A 23,317-nucleotide genomic window follows, 5' to 3' on the forward strand; every position below is an offset into this window, starting at 1 on the left:
TCGCCGCTGGTAACCAGGCGCACATTGGCGGCGCAGACCTGATTGCCGGGAAGGATATGAGCCTCAGCGGCAGCAGCGTGATCATTGATCCGGGTCACGACAAACGCACCCGCGATGAAACCTTCGAGCAGAAGAAAAGCGGGCTGACGCTGGCGCTTTCGGGCACCGTCGGCAGCGCGATTAACAATGCTGTCACGTCGGCGCAGGACACCAAAGAGGAGAGCGACGGACGTCTCAAAGCACTCCAGGCGACTAAAACGGTCCTCTCCGGCGTCCAGGCTGGTCAGGCGGCTGAGGCGGCTAACCTGACGGCCGACCCGAACGCGATGGGCGTCAGCCTCTCGCTGACGACGCAGAAATCTAAATCGCAGCAGCATGCCGAAAGCGATGCGGTGGCGAGCAGCACCCTGAATGCGGGCAATAACCTTTCCATCACTGCGAACGGAAAAGGTAAAGGCCCGAACAGCGGCGATATCGTGATTGCCGGAAGCCAGCTGAAAGCGGGCGGCGACACGCTGCTGGATGCGAAGAACGACGTCATTCTCAGCGGGGCCGCTAACACTCAACAGTCCAGCGGCAAGAACAGCAGCAGCGGCGGCGGTGTCGGCGTAAGTATTGGTGCAGGTAAAGGTGCCGGTATCAGCGTGTTTGCCAACGTCAACGCGGCAAAAGGCAAGGACAACGGCAACGGCACCGACTGGACTGAAACCACGATAGACAGCGGCAAGACCGTCACCATTAAGAGCGGAAACGACACCGTGCTCAACGGGGCGCAGGTCAACGGCAATAAAATTGTCGCCGACGTGGGCCACGACCTGCTGATGAGCAGCCAGCAGGACAGCAACAAATATGACAGCAAGCAGAGCAGCGTGGCGGCAGGCGGCAGCTTCACCTTCGGCAGCATGACGGGCTCCGGCTACATCTCTGCCTCGCAGGACAAGATGAAGAGCCGCTTTGACTCCGTCGCCGAACAAACCGGGATGTTTGCCGGAGATGGCGGCTTCGATATCACGGTTGGTAACCACACCCAGCTGGATGGTGCTGTTATCGCTTCCACGGCGACGGCAGATAAAAACAGCCTCGATACCGGGACGCTGGGCTTCACGGACATCCATAACGAAGCGGATTTCAAAACTGAGCACTCCGGCATCAGCATCAGCGGCGCGGGCAGTTTTGGCGACCAGTTCAAGGGCAACATGCCGGGCGGAATGATTTCGGCGGCGGGCAACAGCGGCCATGCCGAAGGCACGACTCAGGCCGCTGTGGCTGATGGCACCATCACCATCCGCGACAAGGACCATCAGAAGCAGGACGTGGCGAACCTGAGCCGCGACACCGAGCATGCCAATGACAGCATCAGCCCGATCTTCGACAAGGAGAAAGAGCAGAACCGCCTGAAGGAAATCGGGATGATCAGCGATATCGGCGGCCAGGTGGCGGATATCGCGCGGACGCAGGGTGAGCTGAGCGCCATTAAAACGGCCAAAGAGCGCATGAACGACGTGAAGCCTGAAGACCGGGACGCTGCCAAAGCCCAATGGGAGAAGGCAAATCCGGGCAAAACCGCCAGCAATGATGATATCAACGGGCAGGTTTATCAGAACTACTACAACGAAGCCTTTAACGCGACAGGAATGGGCACCGGTGGTGCCGTTCAGCGTGGTATCCAGGCCGCGACGGCAGCACTTCAGGGCCTGGCGGGCGGCAATTTAGCGGGTGCTCTGGCCGGGGCTTCGGCACCGGAGTTGGCAAACTTTATTGGGCACAATGCCGGAATTAATGATAACGATGCAGCGAAAGCTATTGCTCATGCCATTCTCGGCGGCGTGACGGCGGCTCTTCAGGGTAACAACGCCGCAGCTGGTGCTGTGGGTGGAGCATCAGGTGAACTTATCGCAGGTGCAATAGCGAAGGTGTTATATCCAGATGTAAAAGACCTGTCGAAGCTGACTGAAGACCAGAAGCAGACACTGAGCACGCTGGCGAGCATTTCAGCAGGCATGGCGGGTGGTATTGCAGGTGGGAATACTGCGGGTGTGGCTACCGGAGCTTCGGCTGGGAAGAATGTTGCTGAAAACAACCTCATTGCAGGTAACGAAGATGCGCAGACGAAGTTTGTTCAGGAGCATGGCAAAGATATTGCATCCTGCTCGACTAGTCCTGGTGGGGCTGAATGTAAACGCGGTGAGGCTGTAAACAAAGCGATTGCAGCAGCGCTTGTTGGAGGTGCTACAGGTGGGGTAGTGATTGCTCTGACTCCGGAAGCAATTGCAGCCGCTCAGGCCGCAGTCAGTGCCTGTGGTGCGAATACTGTACTGTGTGCAAATGAAGTCAGTATCTGGGTTGCGGAAATGGCCGCTGGAGATGCTCTTCCTGCGGGCCTGACAGTAGCGGCGGTTGGCAAAATGTCTGCCAGCGAGTTGTCAGAGTTGAAGGCTCTGATGGCTGTTGAAAAACAGACAGGTCAGAAAATCAGTGCAGAGTCACTTGAAAAGGTGATGCTGGACTCAGGTGTTAAAGGGAACTGGAGCAAAGAGCTAAATAACCCACAGCCGAATAAAGTTTATCATGTAGATGGTGATAAAATTTATAAAACTGATGCTCAGGCAAGACCAAGCCAGGTTGAAGCAACTCTTAGTCCTAATGTAAAAGACAGAAATGGCTATCAACAATGTAAAGCAGGTAAGTGTGGCTTCGATGGAGATGAGGGGGGTCATTTAATAGCCAGTATTTTTAATGGGCCTGGTGAGAAATTGAACCTTGTTCCGATGGATGGAAATCTGAACAAAGGAGCCTGGAAGCAGATGGAAAATACGTGGGCAAAAGCATTAGGGGAAGGAAAAGAGGTTAAGGTCAACATTCAGCCGTCATATATTGGGGACAGTGTCAGACCTGATAAATTTAAAGTAGTGTATTCAATTGATGGTGGTCGCCCGATTGAAAAAGTATTTAATAACTCACCTGGAGGTAAGTAATGCGGTCTGATCAAGAAATATACAATGATATCGGTTCAGTATTACTCTCTATCGCACCTGAAAATGCGATTAAAATTATTCTATACGCTAAGCTAGAGCCGGAAAGTGATTGTGGAGAATTTACATATGACTATGTGGATAAACAGGGTGATCAACATTGGGTAACTGAAACAGCAGATGCCAGTGAACGGCTTTTGGATCTTCTGGTCGAGCTGAGGAATTTTTTTGTAGAGAACTTTAAATCACAAGAAAAGCCATTCTGGCATGGCTGTGAAGTTACTGTAAATATTGAAACACTTAAGATAAATATCGACTTTAAATATGAGAATTGATGGCAATCCCGCCCTATCCGGGCGGGAGGATTTTCACATACTCAAAGTTTCCCCAGATTCATCCGAGCTATCACGCCTTGCAGAAAGGCCATAACTTTCTGCTGCTCAGATTCTGGTAATTCTTTGGCTTTGTTGAGTACCTGGATTAGTGGTGTGTCGGTTGGGCGAGCAGTGATCACCAGACAACCCGGCATTACCCGAACATCCAGTTTGGTGTCTGTGGTAAAACCGGCTTCTTCCATCCTGGTGCCGTTCAGGCGCAGACTGGCGCTTCGGGTATAGCGTTTAGTTCGGTCAGTTTTGCGATCGTAATGACGTAGCTGACCGTCATATCCCTTAATACTTTGGGTTCTGCTTTCTCAGGCAGGCTGCGATCGTTATTTTTGCGTACTGCCTCATGTTTTTCTGTATTGCCTGCCAAAAGTTTCGATTTTGTTCTGGCAATGTTGGTTCCTGGCTTAAGATCGGTTTCAGCCATATTCAGCTCCTGCTTAGTTGCTTGTGGTCAGCGGTATGGAAGTGCTTTGAACACTTTCATGTCGCGCTCTTTAATAATCAGCATTTTCTATTTTATCGATTTCCCTGTTGTGGTCTTTCGGTTGCTTTGCTGTGTCTAATATACTTTGCTGAATAAAAATACAGCACTGGATGCATGAGCAAAGTTAATATTTGCGAGGCCGCTTCAGGAAATATTATCGGTTCATCTAACTTTGCATTATTTAAATATGAAATGTAGCTGAAAGCGGGCGGCGACACGCTGCTGGATGCGAAGAACGACGTCATTCTCAGCGGGGCTGCCAACACCCAGCAGTCCAGCGGCAAGAACAGCAGCAGCGGCGGCGGTGTCGGCGTGAGTATTGGTGCAGGTAAAGATGCCGGAATCAGCGTGTTTGCCAACGTCAACGCGGCAAAAGGCAAGGACAAGGACAAAGGCAACGGCACCGACTGGACCGAAACCACGATCGACAGCGGTAAAACCGTCACCATCAAAAGCGGGAATGACACCGTACTCGATGGCGCGCTGGTCAACGGCAATAAAATCGTGGCCGACGTGGGCCACGACCTGCTGATGCGCAGCCAGCAGGACAATAACGACTACGACAGCAAACAGACCAGCGTTGCCGGAGGCGGGAGTTTCACCTTTGGCTCCATGTCCGGTTCGGCTTATATGAGCGTGAATCAGGACAAGATGAAGAGTCGTTTCGACTCGGTGGCTGAGCAAACCGGGCTTTACGCCGGGGATGGCGGCTTCGATATCACGGTCGGCAACCACACCCAGCTGGATGGTGCTGTTATCGCTTCCACGGCCACGGCGGACAAAAACAATCTCGATACCGGGACGCTGGGCTTCAGCGATATCCATAATGAAGCGGATTTCAAAACTCAACACACGGGCGGCTCTTTCAATACCGGCGGCAGCATCGCCGGGCAGTTTGCGAGCAATGCGGCGAATGCCCTGCTGGCAGGCGGCGGTAATAAAGGCCATGCCGAAGGCACGACTCAGGCAGCTGTGGCTGATGGCACCATCACCATCCGCGACAAGGACAATCAGAAGCAGGATGTTGCGGACCTCAGCCGCGACACAGAACACGCCAACGACAGCATCAGCCCGATCTTCGACAAGGAGAAAGAGCAGAAACGGCTACAGGAAATTCAGCTGATCGGCGAGGTGGGTTCTCAGGCTGCCGATGTGGCAAGAACGCAGGGCGATCTGGAAGGACGTAAAGCGGCGAAAGATCCGGCCTCGCTGGAAGAAGCGCGTCAGCAACTGATCAAGGAAGGAAAATCAGTTACAGATACCGCAGTCGCAGAACGTGCTTACAACAATGCCTCGTCATTGTACGGCACGGGTGGTGCGGTTCAGCGTGGACTTCAGGCGGTGACAGGAGCGCTGACCGCCCTGGCTGGCGGTGGCAATCTGGCTGGTGCTCTGGCCGCCGCATCGGCCCCGGAACTGGCGAATATTATCGGGCACCGATCCGGCCTCAGCGATAATGAAGCACTGATAGCCCATGCAGTACTCGGTGGCGTGGTGGCTTCGTTACAGGGGAACAGCGCCGCAGCCGGTGCAGCAGGCGCGTTGAGCGGTGAACTGGCTGCCAGAGCTATTAAAGAGCAAATGTTCCCTGGCAAGAGCAACAGTGAGCTGAGCGAAAGTGACAAGCAACTGATCAGCAACCTGGCAACTCTGGCATCAGGGCTGGCGGGGAATCTGGCGGGTGGAAACTCCGCGGGCACAACAGCTGGCGCTCAGGCCGGGAAGAATGCGGCTGAGAATAACTCGCTGAGTGGTGACCAAGCGCGCGAGACGGTGAAACAGGCTGCAGAATCCCTGAAAAATCAGGTCAGAGACAAGCTTGGTGAAGGTACAACTTCTTCCATCGCAAACGGCATTATTAATGCCCTTGCGGATACTGGTGATACGGCATTAGGTTCTGCGGATTATGCTGCTGATGCAGCAATGGCACTGGCTGCATGTGCGGCAGGAGACGGCTATTGCAGCAAAGCTATGAGCGACCTGGCCGGGAAGAATCAGGCGGTGGCGGATACCGTTACTGCTTTGATGAAGAGTGAAACTTGGTCAGCGGTTGCAGATACGGTTAAACAGGCAGCTGGAGGAAATCAGGCAGCTCTGGAAGCTACGGGTGGAATGCTGGCAAGTATCATCCTACCCGGTAAAAAGATTCCAGATGCTAGAATTGCCAAATTAGCCACAGGACAGACTGTTGCTGAGTTTGAAAAAACCTTATTCAACCTCCCAGCAGGTGAGCGAGTGGCGCAAGTAAAACAAACGGCCTCTTCGGTTGCTAGTGCGAATGGTATGGTCAAAGATAGCAAGCTAACGCGAATGAATAACCGGGATGTCTACAGAGGGACCGATGGGAACTTATACGCTCTTGATACTCAACATGGACGTTTCGAAATGTTGGATACGAAAGGTAAACATCTTGGTGAAGTGGATATGGGAATGAATCCTGTACCAAATTCAATCGATAAATCTGGTGGACATGATCTGAAGGTGAAGTGATGAAATTGGTTAATTATGCTAATAAATCCATAAAGCGAGGTTCCGTGTTTAGGTTGCCTGCTATTTGGCCGTATGAAGCATGGGTCGATTTTATGGTCATTGATTTATTTGATACTCACGGGCTGGTTGTCTCTTCAGGACATAAAGCTGGATTAATTTTGATCTCTTTACCGATTGAAAGTGAATCATCTGAAGGCAGGGCTTTGAGTACTGAATGGGTTGTTAATAATTGGGCAAAATGGATCTATCCAGAATGCGACGTTCAAGATGTTCATATCCTTGATGAATATGTAGCAACCCCTATTGATTAATGGCCTCGTCGCTAGATCCTAAAATTCAACATAGATCCCGGCTCTCAGTCGGGATCTTTTATCACCCTTAGATCCCCGCAAGCGCCACTCTGGCCGCCACGCCTTGCAAAAATAATATCGCCTTCTGTTGCTCTTCTTCAGACAACCGGCTGATGTTGTTCACTTCCTTCATCAGCGGTGTCTCCGTGGGACGAGCGGTGATCACCAGACAACCCGGCATCACACGAACATCTAATTTTGTGCCTGTGGTAAACCCGGCTTCTTCCATCCAGGTGCCGTTCAGGCGCAGGCTGGCACTGCGGGTGTAGCGTTTAGTTCTGTTAGTTTTACGGTCGTAATGACGGATGCTGACATAGCTGACCGTCATATTCCTTAATACCTTGGGCTCTGCTTTCTTAGGCAATCTTCGATCGTTATTTTTGCGTACTGCCTCGTGTTTTTCTGTATTACCTGCCAAAAGTTTCGAATGTGTTTTGGCAATAGTGGTTCCTGGCTTAAGATTGGTGTCAGCCATATTCAACTCCTCGGAAGTTGTTTGTGGTCAGCGGCATGGAAGTGCTGGTTACACTTTTATGTCGCGCTCTTTAATAATCAGAATTTTCTATTTTATCGATTTTCCTGTTGCGTTCTTTCGATTGCTTTGCTGCGTCTATTATACCTTGCTGAATAAAAATCCAGCACTGGATGCATGAACAAAGTTAATATCTGCGAGGCCGCTTCAGGAAATATTATTGATTGGTGTAACGTTGCATTTTAAATTGCTCATTTAAATGCTTATCGCCACAGCAGCAAGAAAACGACCCACACCATCGAGGAAGACAGCGCGACGCGCGAGGCAGGCACCCTGCTTTCCGGCGAGGACGTGACCGTGCAGGCGGGCAACAACCTGCTGGTGAAAGGCTCCTCCGTGGTGGGCGATAACACCGTGGCGCTGGGCGCAGGTAACAACGTCGATATCGTGGTGGCGACCAACACCGATTCCTCCTGGCGCTTTAAAGAGACCAAAAAGAGCGGCCTGATGGGCACCGGCGGTATCGGCATCACCATCGGCAGCAGCAAATCCACCCACGACCTGCGCGAGGCGGGCACCACGCAAAGCCAGAGCTTCAGCACAGTCGGCTCTACGGGCGGTAACGTGGTTATCGCCGCTGGCAACCAGGCGCACATTGGCGGCGCAGACCTGATTGCCGGGAAGGATATGAGCCTCAGCGGCAGCAGCGTGATCATTGATCCGGGTCACGACAAACGCACCCGCGATGAAACCTTCGAGCAGAAGAAAAGCGGGCTGACGCTGGCGCTTTCGGGCACCGTCGGCAGCGCGATTAACAATGCTGTCACGTCGGCGCAGGACACCAAAGAGGAGAGCGACGGACGTCTCAAAGCACTCCAGGCGACTAAAACGGTCCTCTCCGGCGTCCAGGCTGGTCAGGCGGCTGAGGCGGCTAACCTGACGGCCGACCCGAACGCGATGGGCGTCAGCCTCTCGCTGACGACGCAGAAATCTAAATCGCAGCAGCATGCCGAAAGCGATGCGGTGGCGAGCAGCACCCTGAATGCGGGCAATAACCTTTCCATCACTGCGAACGGAAAAGGTAAAGGCCCGAACAGCGGCGATATCGTGATTGCCGGAAGCCAGCTGAAAGCGGGCGGCGACACGCTGCTGGATGCGAAGAACGACGTCATTCTCAGCGGGGCCGCTAACACTCAACAGTCCAGCGGCAAGAACAGCAGCAGCGGCGGCGGTGTCGGCGTAAGTATTGGTGCAGGTAAAGGTGCCGGTATCAGCGTGTTTGCCAACGTCAACGCGGCAAAAGGCAAGGACAACGGCAACGGCACCGACTGGACTGAAACCACGATAGACAGCGGCAAGACCGTCACCATTAAGAGCGGAAACGACACCGTGCTCAACGGGGCGCAGGTCAACGGCAATAAAATTGTCGCCGACGTGGGCCACGACCTGCTGATGAGCAGCCAGCAGGACAGCAACAAATATGACAGCAAGCAGAGCAGCGTGGCGGCAGGCGGCAGCTTCACCTTCGGCAGCATGACGGGCTCCGGCTACATCTCTGCCTCGCAGGACAAGATGAAGAGCCGCTTTGACTCCGTCGCCGAACAAACCGGGATGTTTGCCGGAGATGGCGGCTTCGATATCACGGTTGGTAACCACACCCAGCTGGATGGTGCTGTTATCGCTTCCACGGCGACGGCAGATAAAAACAGCCTCGATACCGGGACGCTGGGCTTCACGGACATCCATAACGAAGCGGATTTCAAAACTGAGCACTCCGGCATCAGCATCAGCGGCGCGGGCAGTTTTGGCGACCAGTTCAAGGGCAACATGCCGGGCGGAATGATTTCGGCGGCGGGCAACAGCGGCCATGCCGAAGGCACGACTCAGGCCGCTGTGGCTGATGGCACCATCACCATCCGCGACAAGGACCATCAGAAGCAGGACGTGGCGAACCTGAGCCGCGACACCGAGCATGCCAATGACAGCATCAGCCCGATCTTCGACAAGGAGAAAGAGCAGAACCGCCTGAAGGAAATCGGGATGATCAGCGATATCGGCGGCCAGGTGGCGGATATCGCCCGGACGCAGGGTGAGCTGAATGCGCTGAAGGCTGCGCAGGATAAATATGGACCTGTTCCGGCGGATGCGACGGAAGAACAGCGGCAGGCATATCTGGCAAAACTGCGTGATACGCCGGAATACAAAAAGGAACAGGAAAAGTATGGCACTGGCAGCGACATTCAGCGCGGTATCCAGGCCGCAACGGCAGCACTTCAGGGCCTCGCGGGTGGTAATTTAGCGGGTGCACTGGCGGGTGCTTCGGCACCGGAGCTGGCGCACTTACTGAAATCGACAGAAGGTAACCCTGCGGTCAATGCTATCGCTCACGCGATCCTTGGTGGTGCGGTTGCAGCGCTTCAGGGAAATAGCGCGGCGGCAGGTGCGATTGGTGCAGGGGGCGGAGAGCTGGCGGCACGCGCAATCGCTAATATGCTCTACCCTGGTGTAGATAAACTTTCTGAGGAACAGAAGCAGACAGTTAGTGCGCTGGCGAGTATTTCAGCGGGTATGGCTGGTGGGATCACTACAGGGAATACAGCTGGAGCTGCAACAGGCACCAGCGCTGGGAAGAATGCGGTTGAGAATAATTATCTGAGCAGTACGGAGAAGAGCCGTCAGACGGAGCTGAACCACAAACAGAGTCTGACACCGAAGGAGCAGCAGGAGCGGGATGCACTGAACCGTAAGGATGCGGAAACCAGTAAGGCACTGGTTGATGCTTGCATGAGTGGCAGTGCGATGGCCTGTAGTGCAGCGCGTCAGGATGCGCAGGAGAAGCAGGACACCTATCAGAACCTGGGCTACCAGAATACGAAGGAAGCCCAGGCAGGTTATCAGCAGATACAGCAATTACTTAACGGAACCAGCCCGGAAGCGCAACAGACGCAGGAACTGTTTAACGGCATGGTGTCGGCGTATATGCGCACCGGAATGAGTGAAGAGTCTGCAAAAGCGGCTGTTAGCTATCAACTGGGTGCGATGTATATTGCTGGCGGGATAGCAGGTATCGGCTCAGGGAAAGCGGTGGATGAGGGGCTGACACCGGGGGTGAAGCCGTCTGCGCCATCGACTAAGCCGGGAACGGGAACTGGTAGCCAGACAGAAAGTAAACCTTCGAGCGGTGCGGAGAATACCGCCACCTATCCGAAGCTGAAAGACGACTTAATGCAGCAGAACCTGAATAATATTGCGAAGCAGGATCCGATACTGGCAGCAGTGGTTCAGGGAGATAATGGTAAACTGAATTATGGTGTGGGTTCCGGTACTAAAGCAGAAGCTGATCGGTTGGGTCAGATATGGGTTGGTGATGGTGCAAGACTCACCAGTGATGGAACTGGATTGATGAGTGCTGATGGTGCTCGTGTATATCGTTTTCCAGCGTCAAAAGATAATAGTTCATATGCAACAACCGGTACTCAGGCTAATTTTGAAACTTTCAAAATAGATCCGGTGACAGGGGATAAAACCAAGATTGGTAATGGTCATCTGGATATAAAATAGGAAATAAATATGAAGGCTATTTTAAAAAGTATTTCAAATGACGATTTTGAGTTGGATAAATTTTATCCGGAGGATGAGCATAGTTTTTCTCTCAGGTTATTATTGCGTATTGGAGGAGAAGATAGCTCTGGAGCAGACAATTTTGATCTTCGTATTTGCACCCCGGAATGGCTCTGCAAGCACCACTGGTTACCGGAGTTGATGCGTCATACGCTTCTGGTCCGTAAATACGATCTGGATGAGATCAAAAAGACCATTACGGATTATATCGATCAGTGTGAAGGCGATGACTGGATGGCGATAGCGCAAAAACTCTCCCGTGTCTTTGCTTGGGAATACGAGGACTACCAACCTTAAACGACAAATCCCGGCCCGAAAAGCCGGGATTTTTTATGTCACTTACGCCGTCTCAAGAGCCACTCTGGCCGCCACGCCCTGAAGAAATGCCATTGCCTGCTGCTGCTCTTCTTGTGGCAACTGGCTGATGTTGTTCAGCTCCTTCATCAGGGGCGTGTCCACGGGGCGGGTGGTGATGACCAAGCAACCCGGCATCACACGAACATCTAATTTTGTGCCAGTGGTAAACCCGGCTTCCTCCATCCAGGTGCCGTTCAGGCGCAGGCTGGCGCTTCGGGTGTAGCGTTTCGTTCTGTTGGTTTTGCGGTCGTAGTGACGAATGCTGACGTAGCTGACCGTCATACGCCTCAACGCTTTGGGTTCTGCCTTCTTAGGCAAGCTGCAATTGTTATTTTTGCGTACTGCCTCGTGTTTTTCTGTATTACCTGCCAAAAATTTCGATTGTGTTTTGGCGAGAGTGGTTCCTGGCTTAAGATTCGTATCAGCCATATTCAACTCCTTGATAGTTGTCTGTGGTCAGCGGCATGGAGGTGCTGGTAACACTTTCATGCCGCGTTCTTTAATGATTGATATTCAGCCTTTGAATATTTCCCTTTCTTTACATGTATGAAATTACTCTGTGCCCATTATACCTTTCTGAATAAAAATACAGTGCTTTGATTCTTGCCAGATTAAATAAATGCGAGGCGGCTTCAGGAAATAATGATACTGAATGCAAAATTGTAGGGGCCTTATTTGCACAGATATACCAGTGCGGGTTTTGCAGGTAGTCCATACAACGACAGGCCAGGCAGAGTGTGAAGCGAAAATCCCGGATGACAACATGGAGAGTGAATATCATAATGACAACACAACTGACACCACGCGAGGTTATGACAATGAGCAGCACCATCCACTTCCGTATCGATGAGGAAACCAAGCGTCTGGCAATGCAGGCCGCTGAGCGTCAGCAGACGAGTCTGACAGAAATCATGCGTCAGCGCGCAGAGGAGCTGGCCGCCGAAGAGCGCCGTTATCAAAGCAGCGAGCATGAAGGCTGGCTGGAAGAGCAGATAGCCCAGGCGTTCAGTCGCCACGATGCAGGTGAAGGTGAGTACATCAGCAACGATGAAATGGAAAACCGAATGCACGCGCTGAAGCGGCGCGCCACGCGGGGGTCGCTGTGACCATCAGGATTGAATGGGAAAAACGCGCACAACAAGACAGGGAAAACATCTTCCTGTATCTGAACCGGGAAGCTGGCGCAGTGGTTGCCATCGCCGCCGATGGGAGGCTGGCTGGCATGGCATCAATCCTGACAGAAAACCCGCTCGCCGGGGTGAGAGCCGGACGCTCAGACAAGCAGCGTAAACTGGTGGTGCCCCACTTCCCGTTCATCATCGTGTACGTGGCTGAAAATACCCGTGTGCGCATCCTGCGTGTGCTCCATACCTCCCGGAAAGTAGCCGGACAGTATGGTCAGAACTGAGGTTTTATTCTCCCATTCATCTGTCCAGGAGCCTCACCTTTTCACCAAAACCCCGCGCCAGCGCATTGAGAGGCGCAGCATTCATCAATATGATTAAGCCAAAAGCCCCTCTCCCGTCGGGAGGCGGCAGACAACAGGCTTACTCATGAACACTGAAAATCCTTCGCTCTTCAGTCAGATTCCAGCCACCGATCGCCTGCTGCGCGATCCTTCTTTTACCGTGCTGGTCGAACAGGCCGGGCACAGCCAGGTCGTGGCCGTGCTGCGTCAGATGCAGGACGAGGCCCGCGCGGCTATTCGCGAAAACGGTACGCTGCCGGACTGGTGTCAGAACTGGCCGCAGGCCGCCGCCTTGCGGCTGGCCGCTGATGCACAAACCCCGCTGCGTCCGGTGTTTAACCTCACTGGCACCGTTTTGCACACCAATCTCGGGCGTGCGCTTCAGGCTGAGGCCGCCGTCGAGGCCGTCGCCCAGGTGATGCGTTCTCCGGTGACGCTGGAATATTCGCTGGATGGCGCAGGGCGCGGGCATCGCGACAGCGCGCTGGCGGAGCTGCTCTGCCGCCTGACGGGCGCGGAAGACGCCTGTATCGTCAATAACAACGCTGCGGCGGTGCTGCTGATGCTGGCGGCAACCGCGGGCGGCAAAGAAGTGGTGGTTTCGCGCGGTGAGCTGGTGGAAATCGGCGGCGCGTTCCGCATCCCCGATGTGATGCGCCAGGCGGGCTGCGTGCTGCATGAAGTCGGCACCACCAACCGCACCCACGCGCGGGACTACCGCGTAGCCATTAATGAAAGCACCGCGCTGCTGATGAAGGTCCATACCAGCAACTACAGCGTCGAAGGTTTCACCAAAGCGGTGGACGAAGCGGAGCTGGCGGCCATCGGCGACGAGCACGGCATTCCCGTGGTGGCCGATTTGGGCAGCGGTTCACTGGTAGATTTAAGCCAGTACGGCCTGCCGAAAGAGCCCATGCCGCAGGAGCTTATCGCCAGCGGCGTGAGCCTGGTGAGCTTCTCCGGTGACAAGCTGCTCGGCGGCCCGCAGGCGGGGATCATCGTCGGCAAACGGGAGCTCATTGCGAAGCTGCAATCCCACCCGCTCAAGCGTGCGCTGCGGGCCGATAAAATGACCCTGGCGGCGCTGGAGGCCACGCTGCGCCTCTATCTGCACCCGGAAAAACTTGCTCAGGCGCTGCCAACGCTGCGCTTACTGACGCGTGCTGAAAACGACATTCGTGAGCTGGGCGAACGCCTGCTGCCGCCGCTTCAGGCGCAGCTTCCCGACTTTACCGTGCGGCTGGAGCCTTGCCTGTCGCAGATTGGCAGCGGCTCGCTGCCGGTCGATCGTTTGCCTTCTCACGCCCTGACGTTTACCCCCAATGACGGGCGCGGTGCGTCGCTTGAATCGCTTGCCGAACGCTGGCGTCGCCTGGCGCTTCCCGTCCTCGGGCGCATTTATGACGGGCGCCTGTGGCTCGACCTGCGCTGCCTTGAGGATGAACCGCGCTTTCTGGAGAACCTGCTGAAATGATTATCGCCACCGCCGGGCACGTCGACCACGGCAAAACCACGCTGCTGGAGGCCATCACCGGGGTGAACGCCTCGCACCTGCCCGAAGAGAAAGCCCGCGGCATGACCATCGATCTGGGCTACGCCTACTGGCCGCAGCCTGACGGGCGCGTGCCGGGGTTTATCGACGTGCCGGGCCACGAAAAGTTTCTGGCGAACATGCTGGCAGGCGTCGGCGGCATCGATCATGCCCTGCTGGTGGTGGCCTGCGACGACGGCGTGATGGCCCAGACCCGCGAGCATCTGGCGATTTTACAGCTGACGGGCAAGCCGACGCTGACCGCCGCGCTAACCAAAACCGATCGCGTGGATGCGGCCCGTATCGCCGAAGTTCGCCAGCAAATTCTGGATGTTTTGCGTGAATACGGCTTTGAGAACGTTTCGCTGTTTGAAACCGCCGCCACGCAAATGCAGGGCATTGATGAACTGCGCGCCCATCTTTTACAGCTGGCCGAACGTCAGCACGTGGAGCATCAGCGCTTCCGGCTGGCGATTGACCGTGCCTTCACCGTGAAAGGCGCGGGCCTGGTGGTGACCGGTACTGCGCTGTCGGGTGAAGTGAACGTGGGTGATACGCTGTGGCTGACGGGCGTAAATAAACCGATGCGCGTGCGCGGCCTGCACGCGCAGAACCAGCCGGTTGAACAGGCCCGAGCCGGGCAGCGTATTGCGCTGAATATTGCGGGCGATGCGCAGAAAGACGATCTGACGCGCGGCGACTGGCTGCTGGCGCAGCAGCTACCTGAACCGATGGAACGCGTGATTGTCGAGCTGCACTGCCACACACCTCTGAGCCAGTGGCAGCCGCTGCATATCCACCACGCGGCGAGCCACATTACCGGGCGCGTTTCGCTGCTGGAGAACAACCTGGCGGAGCTGGTGTTCGACACGCCGCTGTGGCTGGCAGACAACGACCGCCTGGTGCTGCGCGATATCTCAGCCCGCGTGACGCTTGCGGGCGCACGGGTGGTGACGCTCAACCCGCCGCGTCGCGGCAAGCGCAAGCCGGAATATCTGAACTGGCTGGCAACGCTCGCCGATGCCGGAACCGATGCGCAGGCGCTGGAGATACATTTACAGCGCGATGCGGTTCGCCTGAGTGAGTTTGGCTGGGCGCGACAGCTTAACAACGAAGGTCTGACTGAAATGACCGCGAAGCCGGAATTGCTGCGCGCGGATGACAGTATTCTCAGCGCCACACTTGCCGCACGCTGGCAGGAGAAGCTGCTGAACGCGCTGACGATTTATCACGATCAGCATCGCGATGAGCCAGGCCCGGGCCGCGAACGCCTGCGCCGTATCGCATTGCCGATGGAGGATGAGGCGCTGGTGCTGGCGCTGCTGGAGCAGATGCGCGCATCAGGTCTTATCGCCAGCCATCACGGCTGGCTGCATCTGCCGGATCACAAAGCCGGGTTCACCGACGAGCAGGCCGCGCTGTGGCATAAAGCCGGGGCGCTGTTTGGTGACGAAGCGTGGTGGGTGCGGGATATCGCCCGTGAAACGGGTGCCGATGAGCAGGAGATGCGCGTCACGCTGCGGCAGGCGGCGCAGCAGGGCATGATTACGGCGATCGTCAAAGATCGTTACTACCGAAACGATCGGATTGTGCAGTTTGCTGCACTGATCCGCAAACTGGATCAGGAACGCGGCTCAACCTGTGCGGCAGATTTTCGCGACAGCCTGAACGTCGGGCGCAAGCTGGCCATTCAGATCCTCGAGTATTTCGACCGCATCGGCTTCACGCGCCGTCGCGGCAACGATCATCTGCTGCGCGACGCGATGCTGTTCCCTGACGACGGTGACCGCTCTTAAAACCACGATGCCGGATGGCGCTTCGCTTATCCGGTCTACGGTGTTGCGTTCCGTAGGCCCGTGCAAGCGTTAGCGCCGCCGGGCAATCTCAGTTAATGCGCAGCCGTAGACGCGCCCGGTGCACCTGCTCTCACAAAAGGTGGGCGCGTAAACCAGATAATCACGATCAGCCCCATAAAGCCCCAGCCAAGGATCCAGAAGTAATCGATGGTCGACATCATGTAGGCCTGCTGGGTGATGGTCTGGTCGATAATCGCAAAATGCTGCTGCGTGGGGCCACCCATCTTCTGCACGTAATCCACCGCTGCCGGGTTGTACTGCGATATGCTCTCCGTCAGGTTCGCGTGGTGGAAAATCTCCCGGCGCTGCCAGATCCACGTAGTGAGCGATGAAGCGAACGAACCGCCCAATACGCGGAAGAACGTTGCGAGCCCCGAGCCTTCCGCCACTTCGTTACCGTGCAGGTTCGACAATACGATCGTGGTCAGTGGCATAAAGAAGAACGCCACGCCAATCCCCATGAACATCTGCACGCCCGCGATGGTGCGGAAATCCACGTCGGTGTTGAACTGCGCACGCATCAGGCACGAAACGCCCATCGTCAGGAATGAAATTGAACAGAGCAGGCGCAGGTCCACGCGCGTGGCGTAGCGGCCCACAATCGGCGTCAGCAGCAGCGGCAAGAAGCCCATCGGTGCGGCGGCAAGCCCGGCCCAGATGGCGGTATAGCCCATCTGCGTTTGCAGCCACTGCGGCAGAATAATGTTGATGGCGAAGAACGCGGCGTAACCGAGCATCAGCGCCAGCGTGCCGATGGCGAAGTTGCGGTCCTTAAACAGGCGCAGGTTGACGATTGGATGGCGTTCGCCCAGCTCCCACATCACGAAGCTGACCAGGCTGATGGCAGACACAATCGACATCACGATAATCGGCGTTGAAGAGAACCAGTCTTCGTCGTTGCCCTTATCCAGCACCACCTGCAGCAGCCCGACGCCGAGCACCAGCAGCATAATGCCGATGTAGTCGATGGGCGACGACTGGGTGGTTTCTTCACGCCCGCGCAGCTGCGTCCACACCACGATGGAGGCGAAAATCCCGATCGGCACGTTGATGTAGAAGATCCACGGCCAGGAGTAGTTGTCGGTGATCCAGCCGCCGGTAATCGGCCCGACAATCGGCGCGACGACCGTCACCATCGACAGCAGCGCCAGGGCCATGCTGCGCTTCATCGGCGGGAAAATCACCAGTAGCAGCGTCTGACACATCGGGAACATCGGCCCGGCGAAAAAGCCCTGCAGCGCGCGGAAGATAATCAGCTCCGTCATACTGTGGGCGAAACCGCACAGGAATGAGGTCAGCGTGAAAAACATCACCGAGGCGATAAACAGCCGCAGCTGGCCGAAGCGACGGGTAAACCAGCCGGTAAGCGGCAGGGCGATAGCGTTACACACCGCAAAGGAGGTAATAACCCACGTGCCCTGATCGGCGCTTACCCCGAGGTTGCCGGAAATGGTCGGCAGCGCCACGTTGGCGATGGTGGAGTCCAGCACCTGCATGAAGGTGGCCAGCGACAGCGCGAGCGTCGCCAGAAACAGGCTGGGCGGCGTAAAGGCCGCCTTAGGCTCTGACATAGCGTCTCTCTTAGCGCTGGGCTACAGCACTGCTGTTGTCATGCAAAATTTTGGCGACCAGCTTGTCGGCAGCGGCCATCGGCGTGTCGTATACGTCAGTGGTAAAGCGCGGTTTCTCCACCGTTTTCTGCGGCAGCAGATGACCGTCGGCGTCGCGGATATCCACCTTCACGTTCATCGACAGGCCGATACGCAGCGGGTGCTTCTGCATGTCGTGTTCATCAAGGGCAATACGTACCGGCAGACGCTGCACAATCTTGATCCAGTTACCACTGGCGTTCTGGGCTGGCAGCAGCGAGAAGGCGCTGCCGGTGCCGATCCCCAGGCTCTCAATCACGCCGTGGTACTGCACGTCATCACCGTACAGGTCGGCATTCAGCGTCACTTTCTGGCCAAGGCGCATGTCCTGCATCTGGCTCTCTTTGAAGTTCGCGTCCACCCACACTTCCTTTAGCGGCACGATGGCGAGCAGCGTGGTGCCTGAAGTGACCCGCATGCCGAGCTGCACCGCGCGTTTGGCGACGTAGCCGCTTACCGGCGCGACGATGGTGGCGCGGGAGTTATCCAGATAGCGCTGACGAAGCGTGGCGACGGCGGTTTTGATTTCCGGATGCTGGTCGATAACGGTGTTATCAATCATCGCCTGGTTAGTCTTCAGTGCCTGTTCGGTGGCCAGTAAATCGCTCTGTGCGCTGGTTACGGCATCGCGGTAGTGGGCCAGATCTTCCCTGGCAATTGCCCCGGAAGCGGCGATTTTCAACCGGCGGGCGTAGTCACTCTGCGCGGTTTGCAGGGCAACTTTTTTCGCGGCCACCTGCGCGCGGTAGTTATCCGCGGTGCTGTACAGGCCGCGAACCTGGCGCACGGTGCTGGCAAGATCGGCTTCGGCCTGCTGCAACGCAATTTCGGTGTCGCTCGGATCGAGCAGCACCAGCGGCTGGCCCTTCTGCACAAAATCCCCTTCATCGACGCTGACCTGGGTGACGGTGCCCGCAATCTGCGGCGTCAGCGTGACCTGGTTGCCGTTGACGTAGGCATCGTCAGTGGACTCGTAATAGCGGGCATAAAGCAGATACCAGGCGAGGCAACCTGCCGCCGCCAGCATCAGCACGAGGAACAGGATCGCAAAGTTGCGTTTGCGTTTACTCGGGCGTTTTTCAGGTGCCGGAGCGGTATTTTCCATAGACATAGCGTGTGGCCTTTATTAGCGATGGGGGGCCGTAAATTCATCCGGCAGCATTTTTATCAGCAGGTGAGTCAGCTGGTGCGATTCTTCCGTGGTCAGGCGAGCGGTTAACTCGCCCAGAATGGTTTTCAACGCCTCATTTTGAAAGGTTTCGCACAGCGCCTGGCCTTTGGCGGTCAGCGCCAGGATCACCTGACGTTTGTCCTGCGGGTTGGGGTGGCGCTCAATCAGATCGCTCTTCACCATCCGCTCTACCATCCGGCTCATGGCGCCGGTATCCATTTGCAGGCTTTTGCAGATTTCTGCCGGGCTGGTATTACCTTTAAATATATTAATCAACACCTTAAATTGCGGAGCGGTAATGCCGCTGCCGGAAAAATAGTGGCCAATAAGCTGGTCTTTAAACTGGTTTGCCAAATGGAACAACAGGCCAAGGTGCAGGTTTTTGTCAGAAGAAGCGGTGGAAGAAGTCATGATAGCTGCCTGGTCAGTAATTAAAATAATGATTACTGCCTGGTCATGAATTGTCAAACAGCGTCAGCGTAAAGCACACAGATTGACAAACGGCCGCTGGAAGCGGAATTGCGGTGAGTGTCGAAAAATACGGCGCGGGTTGCATTGCTGCACAGGTTGTTTGCGTGATGCTTTCCTGAAAGGAGATTTTGGGGAAGTGGATCGGGCGAGTTTGCCGTATTGTCGCCATTAAATCAGATATGCAATAAGGAATACGATTGTAGGCCGGGTAAGCTTTGGCGCCCCCCGGCGATGCCGGGTAATGAAGGAGGTAAGGTATGTCGAATTACCGCCGCAATTATATCAAGGGTGGAACATGGTTCTTCACGGTAAATCTCAGAGACAGGCAAAGCTCTCTTTTGACCGATCAAATTATGTATCTTAAAAATGCTATCGCACAGGTGAAACGCCGGAGGCCATTTCACATTAATGCCTGGGTTATTTTACCCGAACATATGCACTGTATCTGGACGCTACCTGTTGATGATTGTGATTTCTCCGGTCGCTGGCGGGATATCAAAAAGAGATTTTCACGGGATATCGGGTCGGGTGATATCTGGCAACCGCGCTTCTGGGAACATACGATTCGCAACGAAGAGGATTACCGCCGACATGTGGATTATTGCTACATCAATCCCGTGAAACATGGATGGGTTAAACGAGTAAAGGATTGGCCATTCTCAACGTTTTACCGTGATGTTCGTGAAGGACTTTATCCGCAGGATTGGGCAGGAGAAGTGAGCGAATTTTTAGCCGGAGAGCGAGTTTAATTGCCCGGTGGCGCGTCGCTGACCGGGCCTACGGTGAAGTATAGGGCTTTGTAGGCCCGGCAAGCTTGTGCCGCCGGGCATTGTGATGTTGCTGACAGGCCACACGGCTCCGCTATTACCCATATCCGCAATTTGTCATCGCCCTGGACCTGAATCAGCGCAGATTGTTAAAGTTCCAGGTGACCGTCAGGCTGTAGCGCCAGTCGCGGCTGTGGTTGTCGGTCGGCACATCGCCGACTGGCTTTGCCGCTTCAACGGTCACGCTGTAGTGTCGGTTATCGCCAACCATGATCCCGGTGGCAATTGAGCCGAGGCGCTGGTGCGGCAAGCCCGGCTGGTTGAACCAGGTTTGCGCCGTGTCCGCCAGCACATAGGGCTGCACCGTGGCGAGCCACGTGCTCTCTTTACGCATGTGCAGATAGCGCAGCTCCACCTGCCCGCCGTAGCCATAATCGCCGCTGGCTTCGCTGTCCTGATAGCCGCGCCCGAAGCGCTGCGCGCCAAAACTGACGCGCTCGGGTTCCGGCAGGTCATTGTCCGACCAGTCACCTTCCCATGAGGTGGAGAGTTTCCATTTTTCGCTTATCATCCAGGCCGCATCCACGTTCCCTTTCCATAGCGTGAAGTTCAGGTCAGTATTTTGCGCCGGGGCGGCGTCTGCACCGAGATCGTTAATACCCTGGCGTACCGCAAAGCGGCCGCTGAGGCTGGTGGTGGCGAACGCCTTCACGCCGTTGACGCCAAACTCCAGCGCCGGGTAGCGCACGTGCTGATGCTGCGCGTCGAGGCCATACTTCTGCCCGGCAATATTCGCCTGGAGATCGTAATCGTTGCGTTTGTCGGTGTAATCCATGCCTCCGGTCAGGTTGAGCTGCTCTTTACCGGTGAGGATCAGCGGGTAGCCAAAGCTCACGCCGCCGTTGTACTGCGTCGTTTTTTGCCGCGCGTTAATGGCGATGTCGTTGGGCAAATAAAGCAGCGGCGTGAAATCCCGCGGGTCCTCATGGTAGTAGCTGCCCTTCAGCTGCATGGTCAGCCCTTCGTCATTGAGAAACTGCTGCCAGTTCAGGCCGAGATAGGTTTTGCGGGTGTCCTTGTCGAGCGGGATCAGCGTGGCAACACCAAGCTGATCGCCGTAGCTCGTCAAATTACTCAGCGTGCCGTTAACCAGCGCCAGGTTCTGCCCTTTGCGCGTATCCAGCGTCGAGGAGATATCCCAGATATGCGGCTGTAGCCCGGTGACCTGCATGGCGGCGGCCCCGTAGATATTCTTCGGCAGCTGTGCGCTGGTATCGACGGGCACGCCGGGCGTACGGGTCATCAGCTGGCTGTAGCGATCGAAGGTGTCCTGGGTCAGCGGCTTCTCTGCCATGATCTTCTCCGCCAGCCGTTTCAGCCGTGCGGCGATATTCGGGTTGTTGCTGTTGATATCACTGTGGGCCACGTAACCTTCGACCAGCACAATTTTGATATTGCCGTTCTGAAAGTTGTTATCGGGCAAAAACGCATACGAAAGCGGGTAGCCGTCGGCTTTATAGCGGGCGGTAATATCATTCACCAGCCCAATGATGGTTTTCAGCGGCACGGTTTTTTGTGCGTAGGGACGGAAGGGATCCAGCAGTGATTTCAACGGATAAACGGTACCGCCGATAAACTGGATATGCCCGACCTGAATTGGCGTATCCGGCGTCAGCTTTGATTCTGGTTTTTGTATCGTGACTTTGGGTTCAGGGCGCGGTTCTGCGGGGGGCGCAACGTCGCGTGAGGCTTTCGCCGGGTTAGTGGGATCGATCAGTGCGGGCAAGGTATCGGCGCGGGCAAGGCTTAGCAGAAGCAGCCCGGGCAGCGCGTAATAAAGTTGCTGTATCATGTGTGCAATCCCTGTTCTGAGCCCCGTCTGCGCGGGTCGTCACTGCTGTGAAATGTGCCCCCTTTGCGGGGGCACAGAACGTCTGTCTTAGTTATGTTTCGGTTTCAGAATCCCGCCGACAAGCGAGTTCAGGCCACCGAGCGGGTTGTTGTTGGTACTGCTCTGGCTGGTTGTGGTCGTTGTGCCTGCGTTGGCGGTCAGGCCTGCGGTCAGGTTGTTAACCGTGGTGTCGACGGTGGCGACCAGACCGTTGTTATTGGTATTAACCGAGGCGTTAGCTGAGACGTTGCCGCTGCCGGCCGGGGTGGTCGTGGTGGTTGGTTTCACCAGGCCGCCGGTATCCGTTACCGTCTGACCGACGTTAGTGACGACCTGACCCACGCCGTTCAGCCCGGAATTGCTGGCGCTGACGTTGGTGCCGATCTGACTCACGCTCGTACCTACCTGAGTCAGCAAACCGTTCACCGGTGCACCAAGTCCGGTCGTGGTGCCGACCTGTTGCGTCACGCCCTGCACGCCGCCGAGTGTTTTATTCACGGCGCTGGTTGCATCGGTGGTCACTTTGGTCACGCCCTGACTATCTACAACGTTGGTCAGGCCGGTGCCGGTGTTGCTCACCAGCTGCCCGGTGCTGTTCACGGCGTTGCCTACCACGCCGGTTACGCCGCCAAGCGGTGTGCCGGACGTCGAGCTTGCCAGATCCGTGCCGACGGTCGAGACGGTATCACCCAGTGAGGTTACGGTTGTGGTAACGCCTTTGGTTGTGGTGCCGAGGCCGTTAGCATTGGCTGGGTTGCCAATGCCTGCCGTGACACCCGTTCCGACGGTAGAAACCGCATTGCCTACGCCGCTAACCGTGGTGGAAACGGTTGAGGTGACCGGGTTATCCGTCGGCAACTGGCTGCCCAGGCTATCGACGGTGTTGCCGACCGAGGTGACGGTTTTGCCGGTATCGCTGAGCACGTTATTCAGCGCAGCTGTAGAGGTGCCGCCGGAGCCGTTGCCGGTTCCATCACCACCTCCTGCGCCTGTTCCGTCTCCGCCAGTGCCGGTTCCTCCGCCTCCGGTTCCTGTGCCACCACCACCAGTGCCTGTTCCCCCGCCTCCGGAGCCGCCGCCGCCGTTGTTGGCGGTTGTGCCACCACCGCTGCCGTCGTCAGAACCCGAGCCGCTGCTGCCGGTGGTGGGATTATTTTTCGCGGTGGAATGTGAACCTCCGCCGCTGCCGCTGCAGGCAGAAAGAGAAAATGCGAGCAGTACCGCCACTGCGATAACGCTTAAGTGGCTAACGTTATTCGAGGCCATAACAATACTCCACTGATTAAAACGCCGGGCGGCGTATAGAACAGTGTAAGAGGAAATTAATGGGTTGTGCCTGTGAGGAGGGTGAAGACACGGATAATAGCAATGCCGTTTT

At 55.9% G+C, this 23,317-nt stretch carries 18 protein-coding genes and 2 pseudogenes; 11 read left to right on the forward strand and 9 right to left on the reverse strand.

What is annotated here, in order from left to right:
* The coding region (locus RTU33_RS09030; protein ID WP_312626784.1) for a hemagglutinin repeat-containing protein at window positions 1–2,975 on the forward strand (2,975 nt) is incomplete at its 5' end.
* A complete protein-coding gene (locus tag RTU33_RS09035) occupies window positions 2,975–3,307 on the forward strand; it encodes an immunity protein YezG family protein (RefSeq protein ID WP_312626785.1) in 333 nt (110 codons plus the stop codon). The genes RTU33_RS09030 and RTU33_RS09035, both read left to right, overlap by 1 nt.
* 41 nt (window positions 3,308–3,348) lie before the next feature.
* Here RTU33_RS09035 and RTU33_RS09040 read toward each other — a convergent pair whose 3' ends face one another.
* Complete coding sequence (locus RTU33_RS09040; RefSeq protein ID WP_312626953.1) at window positions 3,349–3,648, reverse strand: SymE family type I addiction module toxin; 300 nt, start codon at window positions 3,646–3,648, stop codon at window positions 3,349–3,351.
* The gene (locus RTU33_RS09045) at window positions 3,561–3,785 is read right to left on the reverse strand and encodes a hypothetical protein (RefSeq protein ID WP_312626787.1); all 225 of its coding nucleotides are present in this window, start codon (window positions 3,783–3,785) and stop codon (window positions 3,561–3,563) included. Before RTU33_RS09045 ends, RTU33_RS09040 begins: the two co-directional genes overlap by 88 nt.
* 258 nt (window positions 3,786–4,043) lie before the next feature.
* On the opposite strand from RTU33_RS09045, the pseudogene RTU33_RS09050 reads away from it, so the two are divergent.
* Window positions 4,044–6,335 (forward strand): annotated as a pseudogene (locus RTU33_RS09050) (hemagglutinin repeat-containing protein); the annotation flags it as partial.
* A complete protein-coding gene (gene imm45, locus RTU33_RS09055; RefSeq protein ID WP_312626788.1) occupies window positions 6,335–6,646 on the forward strand; it encodes an Imm45 family immunity protein in 312 nt (103 codons plus the stop codon). The pseudogene RTU33_RS09050 and the gene imm45, both read left to right, overlap by 1 nt.
* Window positions 6,647–6,713: 67 nt before the next feature.
* On the opposite strand, the gene RTU33_RS09060 is transcribed toward imm45, so the two are convergent.
* Window positions 6,714–7,160, reverse strand: coding sequence for a SymE family type I addiction module toxin (locus RTU33_RS09060; protein ID WP_312626790.1), 447 nt, complete (start codon window positions 7,158–7,160; stop codon window positions 6,714–6,716).
* A gap of 273 nt (window positions 7,161–7,433) precedes the next feature.
* Here RTU33_RS09060 and RTU33_RS09065 point away from each other — a divergent pair.
* Window positions 7,434–10,718 (forward strand): annotated as a pseudogene (locus tag RTU33_RS09065) (hemagglutinin repeat-containing protein); the annotation flags it as partial.
* Window positions 10,719–10,727: 9 nt separating this feature from the next.
* Window positions 10,728–11,075, forward strand: a complete 348-nt coding sequence (locus RTU33_RS09070) for an immunity 8 family protein (protein WP_312626792.1) — start codon at window positions 10,728–10,730, stop codon at window positions 11,073–11,075.
* Between the two features lie 42 nt (window positions 11,076–11,117).
* On the opposite strand, the gene RTU33_RS09075 is transcribed toward RTU33_RS09070, so the two are convergent.
* Window positions 11,118–11,564, reverse strand: coding sequence for a SymE family type I addiction module toxin (locus RTU33_RS09075; RefSeq protein WP_312626793.1), 447 nt, complete (start codon window positions 11,562–11,564; stop codon window positions 11,118–11,120).
* Window positions 11,565–11,953: 389 nt separating this feature from the next.
* Between RTU33_RS09075 and RTU33_RS09080 the strand changes: the two genes are divergently transcribed.
* The 4 genes from RTU33_RS09080 (at window position 11,954) to selB (ending at window position 15,930) form a co-directional block, all read left to right on the forward strand.
* Window positions 11,954–12,241 (forward strand): damage-inducible protein J, encoded by a 288-nt coding sequence (locus tag RTU33_RS09080; RefSeq protein ID WP_312626795.1) that lies wholly within the window; start codon window positions 11,954–11,956, stop codon window positions 12,239–12,241.
* Window positions 12,238–12,543: a type II toxin-antitoxin system RelE/ParE family toxin gene (locus RTU33_RS09085; RefSeq protein ID WP_312626797.1), complete on the forward strand. Its 306-nt coding sequence runs from the start codon at window positions 12,238–12,240 to the stop codon at window positions 12,541–12,543. The genes RTU33_RS09080 and RTU33_RS09085 overlap by 4 nt, the downstream gene beginning before the upstream one ends.
* 145 nt (window positions 12,544–12,688) lie before the next feature.
* Complete coding sequence (selA, locus tag RTU33_RS09090; protein WP_312626798.1) at window positions 12,689–14,077, forward strand: L-seryl-tRNA(Sec) selenium transferase; 1,389 nt, start codon at window positions 12,689–12,691, stop codon at window positions 14,075–14,077.
* Complete coding sequence (selB, locus tag RTU33_RS09095) at window positions 14,074–15,930, forward strand: selenocysteine-specific translation elongation factor (RefSeq protein WP_312626799.1); 1,857 nt, start codon at window positions 14,074–14,076, stop codon at window positions 15,928–15,930. The genes selA and selB overlap by 4 nt, the downstream gene beginning before the upstream one ends.
* Window positions 15,931–16,022: 92 nt before the next feature.
* Here the strand turns inward: selB and RTU33_RS09100 are convergent, their stop codons facing one another.
* The 3 genes from RTU33_RS09100 to RTU33_RS09110 are packed head-to-tail and all read right to left on the reverse strand — an operon-like array spanning window position 16,023 to window position 19,221.
* Window positions 16,023–17,561, reverse strand: coding sequence for a DHA2 family efflux MFS transporter permease subunit (locus RTU33_RS09100; RefSeq protein WP_312626801.1), 1,539 nt, complete (start codon window positions 17,559–17,561; stop codon window positions 16,023–16,025).
* Between the two features lie 10 nt (window positions 17,562–17,571).
* Entirely contained in the window at window positions 17,572–18,750 is a 1,179-nt protein-coding gene (locus RTU33_RS09105) for an efflux RND transporter periplasmic adaptor subunit (RefSeq protein WP_312626803.1), read from the reverse strand.
* Between the two features lie 15 nt (window positions 18,751–18,765).
* Window positions 18,766–19,221, reverse strand: a complete 456-nt coding sequence (locus RTU33_RS09110) for a MarR family transcriptional regulator (protein ID WP_312626804.1) — start codon at window positions 19,219–19,221, stop codon at window positions 18,766–18,768.
* Between the two features lie 317 nt (window positions 19,222–19,538).
* Here RTU33_RS09110 and RTU33_RS09115 point away from each other — a divergent pair, with 317 nt between their 5' ends.
* The gene (locus tag RTU33_RS09115) at window positions 19,539–20,030 is read left to right on the forward strand and encodes an REP-associated tyrosine transposase (RefSeq protein ID WP_312626805.1); all 492 of its coding nucleotides are present in this window, start codon (window positions 19,539–19,541) and stop codon (window positions 20,028–20,030) included.
* Between the two features lie 154 nt (window positions 20,031–20,184).
* Here the strand turns inward: RTU33_RS09115 and RTU33_RS09120 are convergent, their stop codons facing one another.
* A complete protein-coding gene (locus tag RTU33_RS09120; RefSeq protein ID WP_312626806.1) occupies window positions 20,185–21,900 on the reverse strand; it encodes a ShlB/FhaC/HecB family hemolysin secretion/activation protein in 1,716 nt (571 codons plus the stop codon).
* Window positions 21,901–21,987: 87 nt separating this feature from the next.
* A complete protein-coding gene (locus tag RTU33_RS09125) occupies window positions 21,988–23,205 on the reverse strand; it encodes a collagen-like triple helix repeat-containing protein (protein ID WP_312626808.1) in 1,218 nt (405 codons plus the stop codon).
* Between the last annotated feature and the right edge of the window lie 112 nt (window positions 23,206–23,317).

Origin of the sequence: Scandinavium sp. (assembly GCF_032012665.1) — a bacterium.
Lineage (GTDB): Bacteria > Pseudomonadota > Gammaproteobacteria > Enterobacterales > Enterobacteriaceae > Scandinavium.